The following is a 22,019-nucleotide window of genomic DNA, read 5'->3' on the forward strand; positions in this document are numbered from 1 at the left end:
ATCTACAGGGCCGCAAAGAGGAGGGCCAGAAGATGCGCAGACCGCTTTGGGTTTTCGGCTATGGGTCGCTGATCTGGAACCCGGAATTTCCCGTCGCCGAACAGCGCATCGCGCGGCTTCCGGGCTGGCATCGCAGTTTCTGCATGCGCTCCATCCACCACCGCGGCAGCGAGGCCGAGCCCGGCCTTGTGCTGGCGCTGGACCGGGCGGCGGGTGCGCATTGCGCGGGCGTGGCCTTCCGGGTTGTCGAAGGGGCCGAGGCGGATACGCTGACACTGTTGCGGGAACGCGAACTGATTTCCTCGGCCTATCTTGAGGACTGGCTGCCGGTGCATTTTGCCGATGGCGACGGGGTCGTCGCGCTGACCTATGTGATCGACCGCGCCCATGGGCAATATTGCGGCGGGATAGCGCTGGAGGAACAGGCGCAGATCATCGCAGCGGCCGTGGGCGGGCGGGGGCCGAACCGCGATTATCTTTACAACACTGCCGGACATCTGGGCGAACTGGGCATCGGTGATGCCGATCTGGAATGGCTGGCCGCGCGCGTGCGGGAAATCGGAACCAGCCAGAAGACTTGAACGAAAACCGCACGTTTGGCGGTTGGCAGCGCGGCTGCGCGCGCCTATCGTGGGCGCGTCAGACAGAAGGGTCTACCCGAGGAATGGACAGGACCACCACCGCCGAGGCCGAGCCGTCCTTTACCCAGCCCATTCGCCAGATCGTGCTCATGCTGATCGTGGGCGGGCTGGTGATTGCGGGCGCATGGGTTGTCTGGGCGCGCGTCGCGGATGTGTTTCTGGCCAATATCTGGCTGAACGGCTTTATCGGCTGCGTTTTCGTGCTGGGGGTTCTGGCCTGTTTCTGGCAGGTCTGGCAATTGATGCAATCGGTCCTGTGGATCGAACAGGTCGCCCGTCGCACCGATCAAAGCCTTGTCGCGCCGCGCCTTCTGGCGCCGCTGGCTGCCTTGTTGCGTTCCCGCGGGGCGCGGATGCAGATTTCGGCCACCTCGGCCCGGTCGATCCTTGATTCCGTGGGCACGCGGATCGACGAGGCGCGCGACATCACGCGCTATATCGTCAACCTGCTGATCTTTCTGGGCCTGTTGGGCACGTTTTACGGGCTGGCGACCACGGTTCCCGCCGTGGTCGACACGATCCGCAATCTGGCCCCGCAAGAGGGGGAAACCGGGCTTCAGGTCTTTGACAAGCTGATGGGCGGGCTTGAGGCGCAGCTGGGCGGGATGGGCACGGCCTTTTCGTCCTCCCTGCTGGGGCTGGCGGGATCACTGGTCGTGGGCTTGCTGGAACTTTTCGCGGGCCATGGCCAGAACCGGTTTTACCGTGAGCTTGAGGAATGGCTGTCCTCGATCACGCGGTTCGGTTTCATCGCCGGGGATGCCGAAGGGGCGGCCGAGGGCGCGGGGGCGGGCGACAGCGGCGCGATGGTGGCGGTTCTGGACCGGATGGCGCGGCAGATGGAGGGCTTGCAGGCACTGCAATCTGGGGCCGAGGCGGGCCGCGCGCGGCTTGAGGAACGTCTGGACGTGCTGGCGCAGGCGCTGCTGCAATTCTCGGACAGCAACGCGGTCGGAACCGGCCATATGGAGCAACTGGTGGCGCTGGCCGCCGAACGCGGGGCGGCACAGGACCGTCTGGCCGGCGCGCAGGAGGATCTGGCGGCACGGCTGGCGAAACTGGCCGAAGAGGGTGGCACCGATGCCGAAAGCCGGATGCGGCTGCGGTCCATCGACGTGCAGCTTCTGCGCATCCTTGAGGAACTTTCTGCCGGGCGGCAGGAAAGCGTGACCGATCTGCGCGGCGATATTGCGGCGCTGACGACGGCGGTGCGGCAGTTGACACGCTCTGCCGCGCCAAGGGCGTAGCGCCATGGCGCTGTCGCGTCGCGGAGGGCGGTCTGAATCGGCAATCTGGCCGGGTTTCGTCGATGCGATGACGGCGCTCTTGCTGGTGCTGATGTTCGTGCTGTCGATCTTCATGATCGTGCAGTCGGTCCTGCGCGATACCATCGACAGTCAGGGCAATGAACTGGATGCGCTGACCGGACAGGTGGCAGAACTGGCCGCAGCGCTGGGGCTGGAACGCCGCCGCGCCGAGGGGCTGGAGGCCGAGGTCGGGCGGCTGGGGTCAGATCTGGCGGCGGCGGCGGCGGAAGGGCAGGCGCAATCCGCGCTGATCGCCACGCTGACCGGGCAGCTTGCGGCGCGCGAGGCCGATCTGGATGCAGCAGGCGCGCAGATCGCGGATTTTGAATCGCAGGTGGCATCCCTGCTGGCTGAACGCGACGCCGCGCGCGGCGAGGTCGGGGCACTGTCCGCCTCACTGGCCGAGCTTGAGGCCGCCGAGGCGCGGCTGATCTCGGGGCAGGAAGCACTGAACCTTGCCCTTGCGCAGGCGCGCGAGGAGATTGACGCGGGCGCCGAGGCCGCGCGGCTGGCCGCAGCACGGCGTGAGGCGCTGGAGGCACTGACCGCCGATCTGCGCGCCGAGGTCGCCAGTGGCCAGGCGGATCTGGCGGCGATGCTGGCGCGGCTGGAAAGCGCCGAGACCAGCGCCGAAAGCCGTGCCGCCGAATTGTCACGGCTGGCGCTGTTGCTGGACGGGGCCGAGGAAGGCGCCGCCATGCAGGCCGGGCGCATCGCCGAACTGGAGGCAGAACTTGCCGCAAGCCGTCTGGCACAGGATCAGGCCAGCGCATTGCAGGGGCAGGTCACCGAACTGGAGGGCGCGCTGGATGCGGCCGAGGCCGCGCGACTGGCCGAGCTTGCCGCCGCCGCCGCCCTGCGGGAGCGGCTGGCGGGTCTGGAAAGCGAGATTTCCCGGACCGAGGCCGCCCGTCTGGCCGAACGCGCCGCCGCCGAGGCCCTGCGCCAGCGGCTGGAGCGTGCCGAGGCGCAACTGACCGAGGAAGAGGCGACCCGGCTTGCCGATGCCGCTGCCGCCGAGGCGCTGCGCGCCCGTCTGGCCGAGGCCGACAGCGAACTGACCGCCATGACGCTGGCGCTGGAAGAACAGCGCCGCCGCGCCGAAGAAACGCTGACCCTGCTGGCGGCGGCCCGGACCGAGGCCGCGCGCGCAACCACCGGCGCCGAAGAACGCGAGGCGAGGCTGGCGGCCGCGCGTGAGGCACTGACGACGGAACAGGCGAAATCTGACGAGGCCGCGCGGCGCATGGCGCTATTGAACGAACAGATCGCAGCGCTGCGGGGGCAGTTGGGTCAGTTGCAGGCGCTGCTGGATGATGCCGAAGCCCGCGATGTTGCCGCCAATGTGCGGCTGGAAATGCTGGGCGGGCAGTTGAATGCCGCCCTTGCACAGGCCGCTGCCGACCAGCGCCGCCGCGCCGAACTGGAAGAGGCCGAGCGCCGCAGGCTGGAGGCCGAGGCCGAACGGCTGGAAACCTTCCGGTCCGAATTCTTCGGCCAGTTGCGCGCGGTGCTGGCCGGGCGTGATGGCGTGCGCATCGTTGGCGACCGTTTTGTGTTTTCGTCAGAAGTGCTGTTCAATCCCGGTTCGGCCGATCTGGCCCCCGAGGGACGCGCGCAGATCGCGGGAGTGGTGGCAACGCTTTCCGAAATCGCGGATCAGATCCCGCCCGGCATCGACTGGATCATCCGGGTGGATGGCCATACCGACAATGTGCCGCTGTCGGGTTTTGGGGAATTTCAGGATAACTGGCAGCTCAGTCAGGCGCGGGCGCTGTCGGTCGTGCGCTACATGCAGCAGGATCTGGGATTCCCGCCGGGTCGCATGGCCGCGACGGGGTTTGGCGAATGGCAGCCCGTTGCCCCGGGCGACAGTGCCGACGCGCGGGCACAAAACCGCCGGATCGAGCTGAAACTGACCGAACGCTGAGCGGGACGCGCCCCGGCAGACCATGTCATCGGGTGAAACGGGGGCCCGCGTCAGCGCGGGGTGACGCGGTTCACATGGCCCATCTTGCGGCCGGGCCTGGCCTCGGGCTTGCCGTAAAGATGCAGGGCGGCATGGCGTTCGCCCGCGATGGCGGGGATCTTGGCGATATCGTCGCCGATCAGGTTTTCCATGACCACATCGGAATGGCGCGACCCGTCGCCCAGCGGCCAGCCGGTGATGGCGCGGATATGCTGTTCAAACTGATCCACCGCGCAGCCATTCTGCGTCCAATGGCCCGAATTATGGACCCGGGGCGCGATTTCATTGACCAGAAGCCCCGCAGGGGTCACGAACAGCTCAACCCCCAGCACGCCGACATAATCCAGCGCGTTGAGGATCCGCGCCGCGATCAGCACCGCATCCGACCGCTGCGCGGGCGACAGCCGGGCCGGAACCGTGGTGCGGCGCAGGATGCCTGCCTCATGCACATTCTCGCCGGGGTCGAAACAGGCCACCGATCCGTCCAGCCCGCGCGCGGCGATGACCGAAACCTCATGGCTGAAGCTGACAAAGCCTTCCAGCACCGCCGCAGCCCCCTGCATGGCGGCAAGGGCGGCCTCGGCCTGATCGGGCGCCATGATCCGGGCCTGCCCCTTGCCGTCATAGCCCAGTCGCGTGGTTTTCAGGATCGCGGGTGTGCCGATGGTTTTCAGCGCGACATCCAGATCGGCGCGGCTTTCGACGCGGGCATAGGGCGCTGTCGCCAGTCCCAGACCGTTCAGAAAGTCCTTTTCCGCGATCCGGTCCTGACTGATCGCAAGCGCCGGGCGGCAGGGCCGGATCGAGCGCAGGGCCTCAAGCAGGTCCAGCGCCTCGGTCGGGATATTCTCGAATTCATAGGTCACGACATCGACCGCCCCGGCAAATTCGGTCAAGGCCGTCGCATCGTCATAGCTGGCGGTCGTGACGCGACAGGCCACATCGCCCGCAGGCGGATTGGCGGCGGGTTCATAGATATGGCAGCGATAGCCCAGCCGTGCCGCCGCGACCGACAGCATGCGACCCAGTTGGCCGCCGCCCAGAATTCCGATCACCGAACCGGGGGGGAGGGGGCCGGGGGGAAGGGGGTCAGTCATCCTGCGGCTCCTCGGGGATCGACGCGGAAAGGGCCGCGCGCCACGCGTCCAGCCGCGCGGCAAGGGCGGGATCGTTCAGCGCAAGGATCCCCGCCGCCATCAGCCCGGCATTGGCCGCCCCCGCCGCCCCGATGGCCATGGTTGCGACCGGAAAGCCCTTGGGCATCTGGACAATGGAATAAAGACTGTCGACACCCGACAGGGCACGCGTCTGCACCGGCACGCCGATCACCGGGATCCGGGTTTTCGAGGCCATCATGCCGGGCAGATGGGCCGCCCCGCCTGCGCCTGCGATGATCACCTTCAGCCCCCGGCCTGCGGCCTCACGCCCATAGGACCAGAGCCGGTCGGGCGTGCGGTGGGCCGAGACGATGCGGGCCTCATGGGGGATGCCCAACTCGTCAAGGATCAGCGCGGCCTCTTTCATCGTGGGCCAGTCCGACTGACTTCCCATGATGATTCCCACTTCGACTGCCATGCGCGATCCAGCCTCCGGTTGTCTGTCTGCGGCCCTGCGACGGCCCGTCCCGGACCTGTTGCAGGCCCGTCGCATAATTGAGCGCGCACTATAGCTTGGTGCGGGGCAGGGGCAAGGGCAGGCGGCGGCGGCGCGTCACTTCCGTGCCCCGCTTTGCCCGTCCTGCCGCCGAATGCGGCGCTGTTTGCCGTTTCCCGGTTGACTCCGCCCTGCGCGCGGGTAAAAGGCGGGTTTCAAGGATTCCACCGGGGGCGCATTTCTCCGGGCTGAAGGAGATACGGGAAATGGCGAAGCCGGCGACAATCAAGATCCGTCTGAACTCGACGGCGGGAACGGGGCACTTCTATGTCACCAAGAAGAATGCCAAGTCGATGACCGAAAAGATGACGGTGCGCAAATATGATCCCGTCAAACGGGAGCATGTCGAATACAAGGAAGGCAAGATCAAGTAAGATCTGCCCCTCCGCAAGGATCGGAAGGCCGCATCGAAAGATGCGGCCTTTTGCGTTGGGTTCCGGGCAGACAGAGAGGAAGAGGATAGGCCGATGCGGCGGATCATGATCGTGGGGCAGCCCGGTTCGGGCAAATCCACATTGGCACGGCTGCTGGGGGCCCGCACCGGTCTGCCGGTCGTGCATATGGATCATATCCATTGGCAAAGCGGCTGGGTTGAGCGTCCGTTGCCCGAGAAAATCGTGGCAGCGCGGGCAATCGAGGCGCAGGAGCGCTGGATCTTCGAGGGGGGCCTGTCGCAGACCTATGACAGCCGGGCCGCGCGCGCCGATCTGCTGATCTGGCTGGATCTGCCGGTCTGGCTGCGGCTTTGGCGGGTGACGCGGCGGACGTTGACGGGGCTGGGCCGCACCCGGCCGGATCTGCCGCCGGGCTGCCCGGAACGCTTGCGCAACCTGCCGGGATTCTGGCGCTTCATCTGGGCCACGCAGCATGGGTCGCGCGCTCGCCTGCAAAGGTTTACCCGTGCCGCCCCGCCGGAACTTTCCGTCGCCCATCTGCGCAGCAGCGGGGATCTGGCCGCGTTTCTGGCTGATTTCTGAAAATGAAAAGGGCCGGGGTTTCCCCCGGCCCGGTACTATCCTTCGTTCCGTCCGCCGTTATTCGCGGTTGCCGAGGAAGCTCAGCAAGAACATGAACATGTTGATGAAGTCGAGATAGAGACGCAGCGCGCCCATGATGGCGGCCTTGCCCAGCCATTCCTGATCGCCATGCGCGGCATGGGCGACATATTCGTTCTTGATCGACTGCGTGTCATAGGCGGTGAGGCCCGCGAAGATCAGCACGCCGATGGTCGAGATCGCAAACGCCATTGCCGAGGAGGCAAGGAAGATATTCACGACCATTGCGACGATCAGGCCGATCAGCCCCATCATCAGGAAGGTGCCCATGCCCGACAGGTCACGCTTGGTCGTGTAGCCGTAAAGCGAGAGCCCCGCAAAGGCGATGGCGGTGATCAGGAAGGTCTGCGCGATCGAGGTGCCGGTATAGACCAGAAAGATCGACGAGATCGACAGGCCCATGGCTGCCGCATAGACGTAGAAGAACAGTTGCGCCGCTGCCGCCGACATGCGGTTGATCATCGCCGAGAAGGCAAAGACCATGATCAGCGGGGCAAACATGATGACCCATTTCAGCGGCGAGGCATAAAGCGCCACACCCAGCGAGGTCAGGTATTTGCCCGAGGCAAGCTCGGCCGCCGCCAGCGACGGATCGGTGGTGGTGGCAAGACCCGAGATCGCCCAGGCCGCGCCACCGGTCAGCAGCATGCCGACCGACATCAGGCCGTAGACCTTGTTCATATGGGCGCGCAGGCCCTCGTCGATCCGGGCTGTGCGTGCGCCCGCACCCGCCGGATTGATTGTTTGATACTCAGCCATTCTTGCCTCCGCTAGGATTGTCGGGCGGGTCCGATTGGTCGCCGGACCCGTTCAGCATTGAATATCGGTAAGATCGGGTGGAATTTCAAGGAAAACCGGCTGGATTGGCCTGACCTTTTCGCGATTGCGGGCAGGGGTTTCGTCAAATTGCTTGCAACCGGGCGGCAGGGGCGGCGATGTGGCGTCGGAACGGGGAGGAATCGGACTTCCGACCCCGGGAATGCAACAGGGCACGGTGCGGAAAACGGGGCAGATATGGCGCGCAATCTGGATCTGGCAGCCTTGCGGTCAATTGTCGCGGTGGCCGAGATCGGCACCGTGACGCGGGCGGCGGCGGTGCTGAACCTGACGCAATCGGCGGTCTCGATGCAGATCCGCCGGATGGAGGACCGGCTGGGCAGGGTGCTGTTCACCCGGGGCGGCGGGCGGCTTGTCCCCACGCCCGAGGGCGAGGGGCTGATTTCCTATGCCCGCCGGATGCTGGCGCTGAATGATGAGGCGCTGGCGCGGCTGGCCCCGGACGGGGCAGCGGGGCGGGTGCTGCGGCTGGGCGTGCCCTATGACATCGTGTCCCCGCAGATGCCGGGCGTGCTCCGGCGCATGGCCGCCGACTGGCCCGGCCATCGCATCGATCTGGTTACCTCCTACAGCCGCCAGCTCCAGGATCGTTTCGCACAGGGCGAATTCGATCTGATCCTGACTACCGAGACGCGGCCCGGGCCAGCGGCCGCGATCCTCTCGCGCCGGGCGCTGCTATGGGTCGCGGCGCAAGGCATGGGCGGTGATCCCCAGGGCGGGGCCGCGCTGCGGCGTCCCTTGCCGGTTGCCTTCAAGCCCGATTGCGCCTTCCGTGCCCCGGCCCTTGCCGCGCTGGAGGCGGCAGGCATCGCATGGGCCGCCGTGCCGGAAGGCGGCAGCGAGACGGTGATCGAAACGACCGTGGCCGCCGGGTTGGGCCTGACGGTGCGGATGGAGGGCAATGTTCCGGCGGGCTGTGCGGCACTGGGTCCGGCCCATGGGCTGCCGCCTGCGGGCGTCACGCATGTCTGTCTTTACCAGCGGCAGGCGGGGACAGGCTTTGCCGCGGCACTGGCGCAGGCGCTGGCCGAGGCCTACGCCGATCCGGGCTGAAGGCCCGCGTCAGATGACCGCCTGCATCTGGTAGCCGGGCGCGTAGGACAGGCGCACCGAGGTAATCAGCGCCTCACCCGCCCGGGTCATGCGGTCGATGACGAAAAGCGATGCACCCGGCGGGCAATCCAGTGCGGCGGCGGTTTCGGCATCGGCATTCGTTGCGCCAAAGGCGATATCGCCCCCGGTGAAGGAGGTGTTCTGCACCAGCCATTCATTCGCGCTGATCCCGTCAAGATCGGCCACCAGAATGCCCGGCGCGGTCAAGGGGTTGACCCAGCGTTCCTCAAGGCAAAAGGGCGCATCCCCGGCCAGATGCAGCGCGCGCAGCCGCAAAAGCTGTGCCCCGGGGGGCAGGCTGCCCGCCGGAAGCGATGCCAGCAGCGCCGCCGGGGCAGGTTCAACCGCCCGCGTCAGCAGCCGGTAGCCGGGCACCAGCCCCCGCCCCTCGATATCCTGCCGGATGATCGGCACCTCGAATGTGGCCTTGCGCACCGGGTTCAGCGGCACGCGCGTTCCGGCCTTGCGGCGGCGTTCCAGCAGCCCCGCCTCGGCCAGTTCGCGCAGCGCGCGGTTCACCGTGGCCCGCGCGCAGCCCAGTTCAGCGGCCAGAACCGCCTCATCCGGGATGCGGGATCCGGGCGGCCATTCCCGGGTGCGGATGCGGCGCAGCGCCTCGGCCTGCACGGTCTGCCATGTGATGCTGCTCATCCCTGCCGCAGCCGGGTCACGGTCGCGACATAGGCCGCCGTGATCGCCTCATGCCGGGCATGACGCCCTTCGTGCACCAGATGCCGACCGGCCGACCACAGATCCGAGATGATGCGGTCATCGCCCGCAAAGATGTAGCTGTCCAGCGCGGTATCGCCGCGCCGCCCGGCCATATCCGGGCCGGTGCAGTCCAGCGCCACCAGATCGGCCAGCCGCCCGGTCTCGATCCGGCCCGCATCGCGCCCCGCCGCCTGTGCGCCGCCCTGTGCTGCCGCCTCGAACAGCACGCGGCCGGTGGATTTTCCGGGCAGGGCCAATGCGGCGCGGGACCGGTCGCGCAGGCGCTGGCTGTAATCCAGCGTGCGCAACTCCTCGGCCAGCGCGATGCGGATATTGCTGTCGGATCCGATGCCCCAGACGCCGCCCTGCGCGGCATAGGACACGCCGTCGAAAATGCCGTCACCCAGGCTTGATTCGGTGATCGGGCAAAGCCCCGCCACCGCACCCGAACGGGCCAGCGCCGTGGTTTCATTCGGCTCCATCTGGGTGCAGTGGATCAGGCACCAGCGCGCATCCACCGCCGCATTGTCCATCAGCCATTCAACGGGGCGCGCGCCGCGATGGGCCAGCAGCTCCTCAACCTCGGCCACCTGTTCGGCCAGATGCATGTGCAAGGGCGCATCGGGGCGCAGGGCAATCGCGGCGGCCAGCCCTTCGGGTGACACGGCGCGCAGCGAATGCGGCGCAATGCCAAGACGGGTATCGGCGGGCAGGGCACGCAGCGCGGCCCCGGCCCCCTCGACCAGCCGGGCAAAGCGGTCTGGGTCATTGCCAAAACGGATCTGCCCCGGCCCCAAGGCCCGCCGGTCGCAGCCGCCGAATTCGTAAAGCACCGGCAGCAGCGTCAGCCCGATCCCGGTGTGGACCGTTGCCGCCGCGACCCGTTCCGACATTTCTGCGATATTGTCATAACCGGCCCCGCCCGGACGATGATGCAGATAGTGAAACTCGACATTCGCGGCATAACCCGCTTCCAGCATCTGCATCTGCACGAAGGCGGTGATGGCCTCGACATCATCGGGGGTCAGCTGATCGAGAAAGCGATACATCAACTGCCGCCATGTCCAGAAACTGTCACGCGGATCGGGGCCGCGCGTCTCGGTCAGCCCGGCCATGGCGCGCTGGAAGGCGTGGGAATGCAGATTGGAGGGCGCGGGCAGCAAAAGGCCCACGCGCTGCGCCCCGGCGGGGGTCGCGCTGCCCGGCGTGATACCGGCGATGCGGTCTCCCTCGATGCTGACGGTCACATCTTCCGCCCAGCCTGTGGCCAGCAAGGCCTGTTCTGCCCAGATCGCCGTCATGGTCTCTCTCCCTTGTCGCCTGCTGCCGATGCAGTCGGTTGACAGAAATAATATGTATAGACATAATATCGCCAAGCGACGGGGGAATCAAGGTGACAATCGACATTCAAGCCAGCGAAAACCGGGTGATCGCAGGAGTCGGTCTTACCGGAACCGGAACCGGGGGCGCGTTCATTGCGCAAGGGGCCGTGGCCCTTGGCGGTGGCCGCATCCTTTGGGCGGGGCCCGAGGCCGATCTGCCAGAGGACTATGCAGGATATGCCCGGATCGCGGGTGAGGGGCGGCTGCTGACCCCGGCCTTTATCGACTGCCACACGCATATCGTGCATGGCGGCCATCGTGCGCTGGAATTCGGCATGCGGCTGGAAGGTGCCAGCTATGAAGAGGTTGCCCGTGCGGGCGGCGGGATCGTATCAACCGTCAAGGCCACGCGCGGCGCGGATGTGGACAGCCTTGTGGCCCAAGCGCTGCCGCGTCTGGATGCGCTGCTGGCCGAAGGCGTTTCCTGCGTCGAGGTCAAATCCGGCTATGGGCTGGATCTGGAAACCGAATTGCGGATGCTTCGCGCCGCAAGGGCGCTGGCAGCCGCGCGCCCGGTGCGGATCCGAACCACTTTCCTCGGTGCCCATGCGGTGCCGGTCGAGTATCAGGGCCGCGCCGATGCCTATATCGACACGGTCTGCATTCCCGCCCTGCGCGCCGCCCATGCCGAAGGGCTGGTCGACGCGGTGGATGGGTTCTGTGAAGGAATTGCCTTCGATACCAGTCAGATCGCCCGCGTCTTTGATGCCGCGCGTGAGCTCGGCCTGCCCGTAAAGCTGCATGCCGAACAGTTGTCGCATATCGGAGGCACGGCGCTGGCGGCGCGTTATGGCGCGCTGTCGGTTGACCATGTGGAATATGCGACCGATGCGGATGCGGCGCTGCTGGCGGCTTCGGGCACGGTTGCGGTGCTGCTGCCAGGGGCCTTCTATGCGATCCGCGAAACGCAAATGCCCCCCGTCGCCGCCTTCCGCGCCCATGGCGTGCCGATGGCGCTGGCCACCGACTGCAACCCCGGATCCTCGCCCCTCACCTCACTTCTGCTCGCGATGAACATGGGCTGCACCCTGTTCCGCCTGACCCCGGATGAGGCGCTGCGCGGCGTGACCACCCATGCCGCCCGTGCGCTTGGCCTCACCGATACCGGCCTGATCGCGTCGGGAATGCGCGCGGACCTCGCGCTCTGGTCGGTCGAGACGCCTGCCGAGCTTGCCTATCGTTTCGGTTTCAACCCGCTGCATGCGCGGATTTTCGGAGGCCCCGACCAATGACGGACATGATCCTGACGCCGGGGTCCACGACCCTTGCCCATCTGGAAACCCTTTGGCGTGGCGCGGGCGTAGCTCGGCTTGACCCCGCCGCGCGGGCGGGGGTCGAGGCGGCGGCGGCACAGGTTGCGGCAGCGGCACAGGGTGAGGCGGCGGTTTACGGCGTCAATACCGGTTTTGGCAAACTGGCCTCGGTCAAGATCGCGCCCAAGGACACCGCGACGCTGCAGCGCAACCTGATTCTGTCGCATTGCTGCGGCGTGGGGGAGGCGCTGGACGAACCCACCACTCGCCTGATGATGGCGCTGAAACTGCTGTCTCTGGGGCGCGGTGCCTCGGGCGTACGCTGGGCGGTGATTGCCCAGATCGAGGCGATGCTGGCGGCAGGCGTGATCCCGGTCGTGCCTGCGCAGGGGTCTGTCGGGGCCTCGGGCGACCTTGCCCCGCTGGCCCATATGACCGCCGCGATGATCGGTGAGGGTGAGGCGGTGTTTCAGGGACGGCGCATGGCGGGAGCTGCTGCTTTGGCGGCGGCGGGGCTGTCGCCCCTTATCCTTGGCCCCAAGGAAGGCCTTGGCCTGATAAACGGCACGCAGTTTTCCACGGCTCTGGCGCTGACCGGTCTGTTCCGGGGCTGGCGCGCGGCGGCGACATCGCTGGTCACGGCGAGCCTCTCGACCGATGCGATCATGGGATCGACCGCCCCCTTGCAGGCGGAAATCCACACCCTGCGCGGCCATCGCGGCCAGATCGAGGTGGCGGACCGGATGCGGGGGGTCATGGAAGGCTCGGTCATCCGCGAGAGCCACCGCGAAGGCGATACCCGCGTGCAGGACCCTTACTGCATCCGCTGCCAGCCGCAGGTGGTGGGCGCAGCGGTGGACCTTCTGCGCTTTGCCGCGACCACGCTGGAGACCGAGGCCAATGCGGTGACCGACAATCCGCTGGTGATTTCCACCGGCATCTTTTCCGGTGGCAATTTCCACGCGGAACCCGTCGCCTTTGCCGCCGATATCATCGCGCTGGCGCTGGCCGAAATCGGCGCCATCGCGCAGCGCCGCGTGGCCCTCATGGTCGATCCGACGCTGAGCCACGACCTGCCGCCTTTCCTGACGCCTGATCCCGGCCTGAATTCCGGCCTGATGATTGCCGAGGTGACGACGGCGGCGCTGATGAGCGAGAACAAGCATCTGGCGAATCCCTGTTCGACCGACAGCACGCCGACCTCGGCCAATCAGGAGGATCACGTTTCCATGGCCGCCCATGGCGCGCGGCGTCTGGGGCGGATGAATGACAATCTGGCGGTAATCCTGGGGGTTGAGGCGCTTTGTGCCGCGCAGGGCGTGGACTTCCGCGCGCCGCTGGTCACCTCGCCTGCGCTGCAATCGGTGATGGCGGTGGTGCGTTCGGTCAGCCCGGTGCTGAAGGAAGACCGCTATCTTGCGCCCGAGATTGCTGCCGCCGCCGGACTTGTCGCGGATGGCGCATTGATCCGCGCCGCCCGCATTGAAGATTTCGCGCTGTGATGCGCCCCAACCGAAAGCCTTTGCAATGACCAATCCCCGTCACAACACCCGCGACATCTTTCCGCCGACCGGCACCGAGATCAGCGCCAAAAGCTGGCTGACCGAGGCGCCCTTGCGGATGCTGATGAACAACCTGCATCCCGATGTGGCCGAAAATCCGCATGAACTGGTGGTCTATGGCGGCATCGGCCGCGCCGCCCGCACATGGGAGGATTTCGACCGCATCTGCGCCGAGCTGCGCAAGCTGGAAGAAGATCAGACGCTTGTGGTGCAATCGGGCAAGCCCGTGGGCGTCTTCCGCACCCATAAGGACGCGCCCCGCGTGCTGATCGCGAATTCCAACCTCGTGCCGCATTGGGCGACATGGGACCATTTCAACGAATTGGACAAGAAAGGTCTGGCCATGTATGGCCAGATGACCGCCGGAAGCTGGATCTATATCGGCACGCAAGGCATCGTGCAGGGCACGTTCGAGACCTTTGCCGAGGCGGGGCGCCAGCATTACGGCGGCAGCCTCAAGGGCCGCTGGATCCTGACCGGCGGACTTGGCGGCATGGGCGGCGCGCAGCCGCTGGCCGCCGTGATGGCCGGTGCCTGCTGCCTGACCGTGGAATGTGACGAAACCCGCGCCGATTTCCGCATCCGCACCCGCTATTGCGACGAGAAAGCCCATACGCTGGATGAGGCGCTGGCGATGATCGACCGCTGGACCAAGGCGGGGGAGGCGAAATCGGTCGCCCTGATCGGCAATGCGGCAGATGTGTTCCCCGAGATCTATCGCCGCATGAAAGCAGGCGGAATGCGCCCCGATATCGTGACCGACCAGACCTCGGCCCATGATCCGGTGCATGGCTACCTGCCGCAGGGCTGGACCGTCGCCGAATGGCGCGCGAAGCAGGAAACCGACCCCAAGGCGGTAGAAAAGGCAGCGCGTGCCAGCATGCGCACCCATGTCGCCGCCATGGTCGATTTCTGGAATGCGGGCGTGCCGACGCTGGATTACGGCAACAATATCCGGCAGGTGGCGCAAGAGGAGGGGCTGGAAAACGCCTTTGCCTTCCCCGGTTTCGTGCCCGCCTATATCCGGCCCCTGTTCTGCAAGGGGATCGGTCCCTTCCGCTGGTGCGCCCTGTCGGGCGACCCCGAGGATATCTACAAGACCGATGCGAAGATGAAGGAACTGTTCCCCGACAACACCCATCTGCACAACTGGCTGGACATGGCGCGGGAGCGCATTGCCTTTCAGGGCCTGCCTGCCCGGATCATGTGGATCGGGCTGGGCGACCGTCACCGCGCGGGGCTTGCGATCAATGAAATGGTGCGCAACGGCGAATTGAAGGCGCCGGTCGTGATCGGCCGCGACCATCTCGATTCGGGATCGGTTGCCAGCCCCAACCGCGAGACCGAGGCGATGCGCGACGGGTCGGATGCGGTCAGTGACTGGCCCTTGCTCAATGCGCTTCTGAATTGTGCATCGGGTGCCACTTGGGTCAGCCTTCATCATGGCGGCGGCGTGGGCATGGGTTTCAGCCAGCATTCCGGCATGGTCATCTGCTGCGACGGCACCGAGGATGCCGACCGCCGCATTGCCAATGTGCTGTGGAACGATCCGGCCACCGGCGTCATGCGCCATGCCGATGCGGGCTATGACATCGCCCTCGACTGCGCCCGCGAACATGGGCTTAACCTGCCTGCGATTCTCAAGGACTGACCGGAATGACCGCCGCCCCCCTTCAGCTGTTTTGAAATATCCTCGGGGGGTCCGGGGGGCGGAAAGCCCCCCGGCCTCGGGTCCATCGCGACCGGCAGAGTGACAAGACCTGAAAACACCATCCAGCAAGGAGATCACAAAATGAAAAGACGTTCCTTCCTCACCAAGGCCGGGCTCGGCGCCGCAGGCCTGACCGCCGCCACCCTGGCCGCCCCGGCAATCGCGCAGGATGTGCGCAAATGGCGCCTCGTATCGGCTTGGCCGCGCAATCTGCCGGGGCCGGGGGTTGCGGCGCAGATGCTGGCCGACCGGATCACTGCGCTGTCGGGCGGGCGCATCGAGGTCGAACTCTTCGCGGCGGGTGAAATCGTCCCCGGACCGGGCGTCTTCGATGCCGTGGCCGAAGGCACGGCAGAGATTTATCACGCGGTCCCGGCCTATTGGGGGTCGAAATCCAAGGGGATCCTGCTGTTCGGGTCGCAGCCGCTGGGTCTGACGGCCATCGAACAGCATGGCTGGATGCTGCAGGGCGGCGGGCAGGCGCTTTATGACGAGATGTATGGCCGCTTTGGCCTCAAGCCTTTCCTGTGCGGCAATTCCGGTCCGCAATGGGCAGGCTGGTTCCGCAATGAGATCACCAGCCTTGATGACCTGAAAGGGCTGAAATACCGCACGACCGGTCTGAATTCCGAGGTCATGTCGAAACTGGGCGTCGCGGTCGAGGCGATGTCGGGCCCGGCGATGTTCCAGGCGCTGCAATCGGGCGCGCTTGATGCAGGCGAATTCATCGGGCCATGGTCGGATTCGGCACTGGGCCTTTATCAGGTCGCCACGAACTATTATGGCCCCGGCCCGGGTGAGCCGTCCTCGGCCGAGGAATGTGCGATCAATCTGGATGTCTGGAATGACTTGCCTGACGATCTGAAACAGGCGGTCGCGGCTGCGGCGGAAAGCCTCTACAACCCGGTTCTGGCCGAATACAACACCAAGCATGCGCTGGCGCTGCGTGAACTGGTGTCGCAGCACGGTGTCACGCTGCGCGAATGGCCCGAGGAGATTACCATCGCCATGGGCAATGCCATGGGTGAGGTCATCGGTGAACTGCGCGCCTCCGAGGATGAACTGGTGCGCCGCATCACCGAAAGCTTCCTTGAATACCGCAAGCTGATGGTCGAATACGCGCCCTGGGCCGATAATGGCCAGATGAACATGCGCGGTCTCGACTACAATTACGGCGACGCCTGAGCCGCCTTTGCGCGTCGCCGGATCCCGTCCGGCGGCGCGTGCCCCCGATCTGCCCGGCCGTCACGGAACGGCCCCCGGCGAAGGCCGGTCGTCGTGTGACGACCTCCAGCGAAGGAACAACGGATGGAACGTCTTGCCGACGGGCTCGACCGGATCAACCGCGCCGTGGGTGCGGTGACGATGTGGGCGGCGCTGGCCATGGTGCTGGTGCAATTCGCCATCGTCCTGATGCGCTATGTCTTTGGCTACACGTCCATTTTCGTCAATGAATCAGTGCTGTACCTGCATGCGTCGCTGTTCATGCTGGGGGCGGGCTATACGATGCTCGTGGGCGGTCATGTGCGGGTCGATATTTTCTATGCCACGGCAACCGCACGCAGCAAGGCGCTGATCGACATCTTCGGCCATCTGGTGCTGCTGGCCCCGGCCACGCTTATCCTGCTTTACTGGTCATGGCCCACGGTCAGCCGCGCCTGGGCAATCCGCGAGGGGGCGATGTCGGTGGGGGGCATTCCGGCCTCCTATCTGCTCAAGACGCTGATCCCGGCCTTTTGCGTGCTGTTGCTGATACAGGGAATTTCGGCGCTGATCCGCGATGTGATCCGCCTTTCGCAGGGGGACCGTCATGGCGCTTGATCTGCTGATGTTCGCCGCGCTGATCGCGGTGATCCTGATGGGCTATCCGGTGGCCTTTTCCATCGCGGGCGTGGCCACGGCTTTCGCGCTGATCGGCTGGTGGGCGGGGGATTTCAACATCTCGCTGATGGGCGCATTGGGCCAACGCTTCTTTGCGGTGATGACCAATCCGGTGCTGACCGCGATTCCCTTGTTCGTGCTGATGGGGGTGGTGCTGGAAAAATCCCGCATTGCCGAGGATCTGCTGGAGACGATGGGGCGGCTGTTCGGGTCCCTGCGTGGCGGATTGGGTGTTTCGGTCATGCTGGTCGGTGCGTTGCTTGCCGCCTCGACCGGGATTGTCGGGGCGACGGTCGTCGCCATGGGCATGATCGCGCTGCCCGCGATGCTGCGCAACGGATACAATCCGCGCCTTGCCTCGGGCATGGTCTGCACCGCCGGGACGCTGGGACAGATCATTCCGCCCTCGACCCTGCTGATCATTCTGGCCGAGGTGATGTCTTCGGCCTTCCAGCAGGCGCAGTTCAAGCAGGGCAAATTCTCGATCGAGACCATTTCGGTCGGCCAGACCTTTGCCGCCGCCCTGATGCCGGGGTTTCTGCTGGTCGCGATCTATATCGTCTATATCCTGATCCGCGCGGCCCTTGTGCCGGGCGATGCCCCGGCAATGCGGGAAACCGCCGCCCGTCCGAAACGGGCCGAGATTTTCGGCGCGATCCTGCCGCCCGTTCTGCTGATCGTGGCGGTTCTGGGCGCGATTCTCGGTGGTGTCGCCTCACCGAATGAGGCGGCAAGCGTCGGGGCTGTGGGCGCGATTCTGCTGGCAGGGTATCGGATGGGCGCGCCACGCTGGCTGATGATTGCGGGGGCGGCGGCGCTGATGCTGCTGGCGGTCGCGGCCGGTTCCGCGCCGGTGCGGCTGCAGCGGTCCGATGCGGGTGGTTTTGAGTACATGCTGGCCGCGATCTATTCCGGGCTGGCGCTGGCGGGGTTGCTGGCCGTGGGCGCGGCAATCGTGACCGCCTTCCGCCGGGGGGTGATGATCCCGGCCATGGCGCAGACGCTGTCGGTCACCTCGATGATCTTCGCGACGATCCTGATGGCGTCCTTCTTCAGCCTTGTCTTTGTGGGGCTTGGTGGGGAACACCGGGTTGCGGCGATCCTTGAATCGCTGCCGGGCGGGCCGACCGGGGCGCTGATCTTCGCGATGGCCTTCATCTTCGTCCTCGGCTTCTTCCTTGATTTCGTGGAAATCTCGGTAATCCTGCTGCCGCTGCTGATCCCGCCGCTGATCCTGATGGGCCATGATCCGATCTGGCTGGCCGTCCTGGTGGCGGTGAACCTGCAGACCTCGTTCCTGACGCCGCCCTTCGGGTTCTCACTGTTCTATCTGCGGGGGGCCGCGCCGCCCGAGGTGACGACCGGCATGATCTATCGCGGGGTGGTGCCCTTCATCGGATTGCAGATCTTTGCCATGGCGATCCTGTGGTTTCTGCCCGCCATCGCCACATGGCTGCCGGGCATGGTGTTCTGAAGCCTCAGAGGGCAAGGCCCGGCAGGGTCCGGCCCTGCAAGCGGTCCCGCAGATGCGTGGCGAAGGCCGCAACGATGCGCGGGCTTACCGCGCGTTTGCGGGCAAGGCCCAGAACCATGGGCCGCACCGGTTCTGACGGGGCGGGTCCGGTGATGGGGACCAGCCGCAACGCTGCGCCATCGGGGGATTGCGGGGCGGCGGGCCGCAGGTTCACCAGCCCATAGCCGAAACCATGCGCCACGAGTGAGAACATCACCCCCAGCCCGCCGCAGCGTTCGGCGATGCGGGGCCGCAGGCCCGCCGTCTGGAACAGCGACAGAAAATAGTCGCGGCTATGCGGCAGATCCAGCAGGACCATCGGTTCCGCCGCCAGCGCCGCCAGCGTCACGCTGTCGTGGCAGGCCAGCGGATGCCCGGGCGGCAGCACCGCATGCGGCGGCAGATCCAGCAGCGCATCGAAGCGCAGGGTTTTCGGCAGGTCCAGATTATAGGTCAGGGCGATGTCGATCTCACCCCGGTCCAGCAGGGTCAGCAGCCCCGCCTGATGCGCCTCCTGCATTGAAAGCCGCGCCTCGGGGAAGGCGTCCGAGAAACTGCGCCGCAGCGGCCCCATCAGCAGCGGCGCGAAGGTGACCAGACAGCCGGCCGAAACCGGCCCGCCCAGCCGCTCGGCCATATCATTCGCCAGATCGCCAAGGGCGCCCGCCTCCTCCAGCAGATGCGCCGCGCGGTCCATCAAACGCTGGCCTGCATCGGTCAGGACCAGTCCCTGCGCATGTTGCCGTGTGAACAGCGGCAGGCCGAATTCGGCCTCAAGCTGCGCCAACGCCGCCGAAAGCGAGGGGGCCGAGACATTGATCCGCCGCGCCGCCGCGCTCAGGCTGCCGGCGCGGCCGATGGCCACGAAATATTCAAGCTGCCGGAAGGTGAATCGCAGGGCCATGGCGCGATGATGCGGGGGGAAGCGGCGCTTGCCAAGCGGGGATCGGAAGCGGCGTCACCGGCACCCGCTTGCGCGCGCCGCATCTGGCGGATAGGTCTGGCCGATGCTGTCCTATCAACATCTCTATCACGCCGGAAATCCGGCCGATGTCCATAAACACGCGGTTCTGGCGTGGATTCTGGATTACCTGACGCGCAAGGACAAGCCGCTCAGCTATATCGAGACCCATGCCGGTCGCGGGCTTTACGACCTGTCATCGCCCGAGTCGCTGAAAACCGGCGAGGCGGCGCAGGGTGTGGGGCGGATGGAGCGGCATTTTGCCCCCGATCACCCCTGGCGGCGGCTGCTGGACCGGGCGCGCGACCTGAAAGGGGCAGATGCCTATCCCGGTTCGCCCTTTCTGGCGGCACTGGCGCTTCGTGAAAGCGACCGCATCCATCTGGCCGAACTGCATCCGCAGGAACATCGGGCGCTGTCCTATCATCTGGCGCCCTATGATGTCTCGATCCGGGCCGAGGATGGGATCGCCATGGCCCTGTCCCTGACCCCGCCGACGCCGCGCCGGGGCATGGTGCTGATCGACCCGTCCTGGGAGGTCAAGACCGAGTATGACAGCATCCCCAAGGCGGTGGAGGATCTGGTTCGCAAGTGGAATGTCGGGATCGTGGCGCTGTGGTATCCGCTGCTGCTGTCCGGGGCGCATCTTCCGATGATGGCGCGGCTGTCGGCGGCCTTTCCCGAGGCGCTGCGCCATGAGGTGCGCTTTCCCCCCGTGCGAGAGGGGCACCGGATGGTCGGATCGGGCCTGTTCGTCGTGAATCCGCCCTGGGGGCTGGCTGAAGAGACCACGCGGATCACGGCGATTTTCCGTCAGAAGGGCTGAGGCCGGGGTTTTTGCCCAAGCCGGGGGAGGCGGGGGCCAGCCCCCGCCTCCCCCCCCCGCACACCCGAGGTATTTTCGCCAAGATGAAAGGGCAAAGATACGCGCCGGTCTGGGGGGCGATCAGGCGGCCAGCGGGGCGCGGCGCCAGAACCGGGCCATCAGCAGAACCGCGGCCACGGTCAGGCCCACGGTCAGGCCCAGCCAGAGGCCCGCGCCGCCAAGACCCAGCGGGAAGGCAAGGACATAGCTGACCGGTATGCCCACCATCCAGTAGCTGATCGAGGCCAGCCACATCGGCACCCGTGTATCATGAATGCCGCGCAGGAACCCCAGCGCCATCACCTGCGCCGCATCGACCATCTGGAACAGCGCCGACAGCGCCAGAAGCAGCGTACCGAAGGCGATGATCGCCGGGGCCTGGGGGTCGTTCAGATCCAGAAACAGCGCGACGATGGCTGCGGGCAGGGTCAGGAACAGCGCGACCATTGAAAGGCCGAACAGGAACGAAAGCCCCATCGCCACCTTGGCGGCATCGCGCAGATGGCGCGCGTCATTGCGCCCTGCCGCGCGGCCGATGCGGATCGTCGCCGCATTCGACAGGCCCATATGCACCATGAAGGCCAGCGCCGTCACCTCAAGCGCGATGCCATGGGCGGCAAGCTCCATCGTGCCGATCCAGCCCATCATCAGGGCCGAGGCCTGAAACAGGCTGCCCTCGGCCAGACCGGTCAGCCCGATCGGCCAGCCGAGGCGGAACACCTGTCCGAAGGCCTGCCAGTCGGGCCGCCAGAACCGCTGGAACAGCAGGAAGCGGCGCAGCGCGGGTAGCAGATGGGCATAAAGCGCAAGGCCCAGAAAGCTGGCCAGCTGCACAAGGACCGAGGCGATGGCCGCCCCGCGCACGCCCAGTTCCGGCGCGCCCCAGTTGCCGAAGATCAGCATCCAGTTGATCAGCACATTCAGCCCCACCGCCGCCAGCGTGATCCAGAGGACAACCTGCGTGCGCTCCAGCGCGGAAAGATAGCTTTTCAGCGTCATCACCAGCAGCGCCGGGATCATGCCCAGCCCCGCGATGCGCATGTAATCCTGCGCCAGAAGCGAGACATCGGGCTTTTGCCCCAAGGCCAGCAACAGCGCCTCGGACCACCAGAAGACCGGATAGCAGAGCACCCCGAACAGGATCGAAAGCCACAGCCCCATCCGCGTGTCGCGGCGCACCTGCACCTCTTCGCCCCGCCCCAGCGCCTGCGCGACCATCGGCATCACCGCCTGCGCAAAGCCCGAGCCGAGGATGAAGACGATGAAGAACATCGAGGCGCCCAGCACCACCGAGGCCAGTTCGGTGACCCCATACCAGCCCAGCATCACCGTATCGGTGACATGCAGCATCATCTGCGCCAGATGGCTGCCGATCAGCGGCAGGCCGAGCGCAAGCGTCGCCTTGGCATGGGCGGCGTAGCTATGGGGTTGAGCTGTGGTCATGGCGCTTGCCATAGCCGGGGCCGATGCGCCCGGCAAGGGGTCAGTCAACCCCCTTTATCCGTTGCGGGTCCGGGGATGCAGCGACGCCACGCTGGGCTATCGGGGCGGGTGACGGGGCGGGGCGATCCGAGCTAGAAAGGCCATGCGGATCACAGTCGAGGG

General features: G+C 66.3%; 20 protein-coding genes. 13 read left to right on the forward strand and 7 right to left on the reverse strand.

Annotated features, from left to right (window positions below):
• Positions 1–32 precede the first annotated feature (32 nt).
• The 3 genes from JL811_RS04100 to JL811_RS04110 all read left to right on the forward strand — a co-directional run bounded on the left by JL811_RS04100 (position 33) and on the right by JL811_RS04110 (position 3,878).
• Positions 33–581, forward strand: a complete 549-nt coding sequence (locus JL811_RS04100; protein WP_202687055.1) for a gamma-glutamylcyclotransferase — start codon at positions 33–35, stop codon at positions 579–581.
• 83 nt (positions 582–664) lie between these two features.
• The gene (locus tag JL811_RS04105; protein ID WP_202687056.1) at positions 665–1,888 is read left to right on the forward strand and encodes a biopolymer transporter ExbB; all 1,224 of its coding nucleotides are present in this window, start codon (positions 665–667) and stop codon (positions 1,886–1,888) included.
• A gap of 4 nt (positions 1,889–1,892) precedes the next feature.
• Positions 1,893–3,878 carry a peptidoglycan -binding protein gene (locus JL811_RS04110; RefSeq protein ID WP_202687057.1) on the forward strand — a complete coding sequence of 662 codons (1,986 nt, stop codon included), beginning with the start codon at positions 1,893–1,895 and terminating at the stop codon, positions 3,876–3,878.
• A 50-nt stretch (positions 3,879–3,928) separates the two neighbouring features.
• On the opposite strand, the gene JL811_RS04115 is transcribed toward JL811_RS04110, so the two are convergent.
• Together JL811_RS04115 and purE are read right to left on the reverse strand one after the other, a co-directional pair.
• Complete coding sequence (locus JL811_RS04115) at positions 3,929–5,014, reverse strand: 5-(carboxyamino)imidazole ribonucleotide synthase (RefSeq protein ID WP_202687058.1); 1,086 nt, start codon at positions 5,012–5,014, stop codon at positions 3,929–3,931.
• Complete coding sequence (purE, locus tag JL811_RS04120; protein ID WP_202687059.1) at positions 5,007–5,492, reverse strand: 5-(carboxyamino)imidazole ribonucleotide mutase; 486 nt, start codon at positions 5,490–5,492, stop codon at positions 5,007–5,009. The genes JL811_RS04115 and purE overlap by 8 nt, the downstream gene beginning before the upstream one ends.
• Before the next feature lie 284 nt (positions 5,493–5,776).
• Here purE and rpmG point away from each other — a divergent pair, with 284 nt between their 5' ends.
• Positions 5,777–5,944, forward strand: coding sequence for a 50S ribosomal protein L33 (gene rpmG / locus JL811_RS04125; RefSeq protein WP_202687060.1), 168 nt, complete (start codon positions 5,777–5,779; stop codon positions 5,942–5,944).
• Positions 5,945–6,037: 93 nt separating this feature from the next.
• Entirely contained in the window at positions 6,038–6,547 is a 510-nt protein-coding gene (locus tag JL811_RS04130) for a P-loop NTPase family protein (protein ID WP_202687061.1), read from the forward strand.
• A gap of 57 nt (positions 6,548–6,604) precedes the next feature.
• On the opposite strand, the gene JL811_RS04135 is transcribed toward JL811_RS04130, so the two are convergent.
• The gene (locus tag JL811_RS04135; RefSeq protein ID WP_202687062.1) at positions 6,605–7,384 is read right to left on the reverse strand and encodes a Bax inhibitor-1/YccA family protein; all 780 of its coding nucleotides are present in this window, start codon (positions 7,382–7,384) and stop codon (positions 6,605–6,607) included.
• Positions 7,385–7,639: 255 nt separating this feature from the next.
• On the opposite strand from JL811_RS04135, the gene JL811_RS04140 reads away from it, so the two are divergent.
• A complete protein-coding gene (locus JL811_RS04140) occupies positions 7,640–8,515 on the forward strand; it encodes a LysR family transcriptional regulator (protein WP_202687063.1) in 876 nt (291 codons plus the stop codon).
• A 9-nt stretch (positions 8,516–8,524) separates the two neighbouring features.
• On the opposite strand, the gene JL811_RS04145 is transcribed toward JL811_RS04140, so the two are convergent.
• Positions 8,525–9,226, reverse strand: coding sequence for a UTRA domain-containing protein (locus tag JL811_RS04145; RefSeq protein ID WP_202687064.1), 702 nt, complete (start codon positions 9,224–9,226; stop codon positions 8,525–8,527).
• A complete protein-coding gene (locus JL811_RS04150) occupies positions 9,223–10,587 on the reverse strand; it encodes a formimidoylglutamate deiminase (protein ID WP_202687065.1) in 1,365 nt (454 codons plus the stop codon). The genes JL811_RS04145 and JL811_RS04150 overlap by 4 nt, the downstream gene beginning before the upstream one ends.
• Before the next feature lie 125 nt (positions 10,588–10,712).
• Between JL811_RS04150 and hutI the strand changes: the two genes are divergently transcribed.
• The 6 genes from hutI to JL811_RS04180 all read left to right on the forward strand — a co-directional run bounded on the left by hutI (position 10,713) and on the right by JL811_RS04180 (position 18,549).
• Positions 10,713–11,900 (forward strand): imidazolonepropionase, encoded by a 1,188-nt coding sequence (gene hutI / locus JL811_RS04155; protein ID WP_202687221.1) that lies wholly within the window; start codon positions 10,713–10,715, stop codon positions 11,898–11,900.
• Complete coding sequence (gene hutH / locus JL811_RS04160; RefSeq protein ID WP_202687066.1) at positions 11,897–13,423, forward strand: histidine ammonia-lyase; 1,527 nt, start codon at positions 11,897–11,899, stop codon at positions 13,421–13,423. The genes hutI and hutH overlap by 4 nt, the downstream gene beginning before the upstream one ends.
• A gap of 25 nt (positions 13,424–13,448) precedes the next feature.
• Entirely contained in the window at positions 13,449–15,134 is a 1,686-nt protein-coding gene (gene hutU, locus JL811_RS04165; RefSeq protein ID WP_202687067.1) for a urocanate hydratase, read from the forward strand.
• Between the two features lie 141 nt (positions 15,135–15,275).
• Positions 15,276–16,379, forward strand: a complete 1,104-nt coding sequence (locus JL811_RS04170) for a TRAP transporter substrate-binding protein (RefSeq protein WP_202687068.1) — start codon at positions 15,276–15,278, stop codon at positions 16,377–16,379.
• Positions 16,380–16,502: 123 nt separating this feature from the next.
• Positions 16,503–17,015 carry a TRAP transporter small permease subunit gene (locus JL811_RS04175; RefSeq protein WP_202687069.1) on the forward strand — a complete coding sequence of 171 codons (513 nt, stop codon included), beginning with the start codon at positions 16,503–16,505 and terminating at the stop codon, positions 17,013–17,015.
• Positions 17,005–18,549: a TRAP transporter large permease gene (locus tag JL811_RS04180; RefSeq protein WP_237684755.1), complete on the forward strand. Its 1,545-nt coding sequence runs from the start codon at positions 17,005–17,007 to the stop codon at positions 18,547–18,549. Before JL811_RS04175 ends, JL811_RS04180 begins: the two co-directional genes overlap by 11 nt.
• 4 nt (positions 18,550–18,553) lie before the next feature.
• Here JL811_RS04180 and JL811_RS04185 read toward each other — a convergent pair whose 3' ends face one another.
• A complete protein-coding gene (locus JL811_RS04185) occupies positions 18,554–19,492 on the reverse strand; it encodes a LysR family transcriptional regulator (RefSeq protein ID WP_202687070.1) in 939 nt (312 codons plus the stop codon).
• 103 nt (positions 19,493–19,595) lie between these two features.
• Here JL811_RS04185 and JL811_RS04190 point away from each other — a divergent pair, with 103 nt between their 5' ends.
• On the forward strand, positions 19,596–20,375 hold the full coding sequence (locus JL811_RS04190; RefSeq protein ID WP_202687071.1) for a 23S rRNA (adenine(2030)-N(6))-methyltransferase RlmJ: 780 nt from the start codon (positions 19,596–19,598) through the stop codon (positions 20,373–20,375).
• Between the two features lie 120 nt (positions 20,376–20,495).
• On the opposite strand, the gene JL811_RS04195 is transcribed toward JL811_RS04190, so the two are convergent.
• Complete coding sequence (locus tag JL811_RS04195; protein ID WP_202687072.1) at positions 20,496–21,857, reverse strand: MATE family efflux transporter; 1,362 nt, start codon at positions 21,855–21,857, stop codon at positions 20,496–20,498.
• Positions 21,858–22,019: the final 162 nt, after the last annotated feature.

Source organism: Szabonella alba, assembly GCF_016765775.1.
In the GTDB taxonomy this organism is placed as follows: Bacteria; Pseudomonadota; Alphaproteobacteria; order Rhodobacterales; family Rhodobacteraceae; genus Szabonella; species Szabonella alba.